The organism is Sphingobacterium shayense (assembly GCF_013179575.1).
GTDB lineage: Bacteria > Bacteroidota > Bacteroidia > Sphingobacteriales > Sphingobacteriaceae > Sphingobacterium > Sphingobacterium shayense.
Window position 1 is genome coordinate 1 of sequence record NZ_JABMCQ010000332.1, and the last position, 1,173, is coordinate 1,173.

The 1,173-nt window shown below is 41.8% G+C and carries 3 protein-coding genes; all 3 read right to left on the minus strand.

Annotated elements, in window-relative coordinates:
• The coding region (locus HP439_RS19165) for a glycosyl hydrolase (protein WP_281358220.1) at positions 1-548 on the minus strand (548 nt) is incomplete at its 3' end.
• 9 nt (positions 549-557) lie between these two features.
• Positions 558-872 (minus strand): L-rhamnose mutarotase, encoded by a 315-nt coding sequence (gene rhaM / locus HP439_RS19170; RefSeq protein WP_246229429.1) that lies wholly within the window; start codon positions 870-872, stop codon positions 558-560.
• On the minus strand, positions 869-1,173 hold a 305-nt coding region (locus HP439_RS19175; RefSeq protein WP_216657911.1), incomplete at its 5' end, for a hypothetical protein. The genes rhaM and HP439_RS19175, both read right to left, overlap by 4 nt.

Below are 1,173 nucleotides of genomic sequence, written 5' to 3' on the forward strand. Positions count from 1 at the left end.
CATGTTCCGGTAGCCTTTTCAAGAAATTTATCAAGGTTAATCTCCTTTTCTGAATTATCAAAAGCGCGCAGCGCTTTCAGATGTACAAAAGTCTGTTTCGGATCACTCACTTTTATAGGGAAATTTAGTGACTCACCTTTTTCTAAAAATATCTCATCCAAAAAAAACTTAGTTGCTGCCTGCTCTTCATCAACCTGAGGACCGCCAAAGGGCCAACCTGTGCCTAGATTCATATCCACCCCCATATCGTGTTCAGCAGCTTGCTGAGTCGTGAAATCAAGCATATCCAGCCACTGCGGAGATAAAAAAGAGATATAACGAGATTCATATCCTTTGGCGCCGTATATCGGTGTCACCTCAACTCCACCCAAACCCGCCTCATCAAAAAGGCGTAATTCGCGTTGAATGTTCTCTTTGTCAACCGCCGAACCTAACCACCACCAACGCGTCCATGGTTTCATTTCTTTAGTAACTTCGGGCCATAACTCCTGCGCGATGCCCGTCAAAAACGTACAACAGCAAAACAATGCTAAAACTATTTTCTTCATTTTCATTTGTTAATCTAAATGGAACACTTCAACCAATGGAGTGGTGACCGGAGAAAAATCCGAATTGGTATCCATTAAGTCAGCCATATATTTCCACCATCTTTGCACTACTTCCATATTTCCAAGATCTTGTGAGGACTCCCCAGTAAGCCGTTGCACAGCAAAAAGAATATCCGTTTGTTCATCCAAAAAAATACTGTAGTCGCTAACGCCATTTTCTCTAAGCAAGGAGATTAATTCGGGCCATATCTCCGCATGTCGTCGCTGGTACTCCTGCCGCATCCCGGGCTTCAGTTTCATTTTAAAAGCAATCTTTTGCATCATTTCATTTTTTCGTAAGCTTCAAACTCGATTATACTAAACGTTCCCTCAGCAGCATCTCGTAAGACTCCGTCATCCAATTTCTTCCCACCAATCTCGGAATGTTTATTCTCTTGTGCAATTTTAGAGGCCCCTTTTAGTTGAATTTTCACCCGTTGTCCACGTGTCGGTGGCAACAAAATACAATCATAACCTAATGTAGTCTTCGTGTTGCCATCAAATACAAGGTTCCCATCAACAAAAACTTGCACAGGATAACTACGTGAGCGAAAATTGTTCACTTTAATATCTAACTCGTCAATTT

Coding starts and splice junctions, on each gene's coding strand:
- rhaM (WP_246229429.1), bottom strand. CDS start 872: ATGATGCAAAAGATTGCTTTTAAAATGAAACTGAAGCCCGGGATGCGG.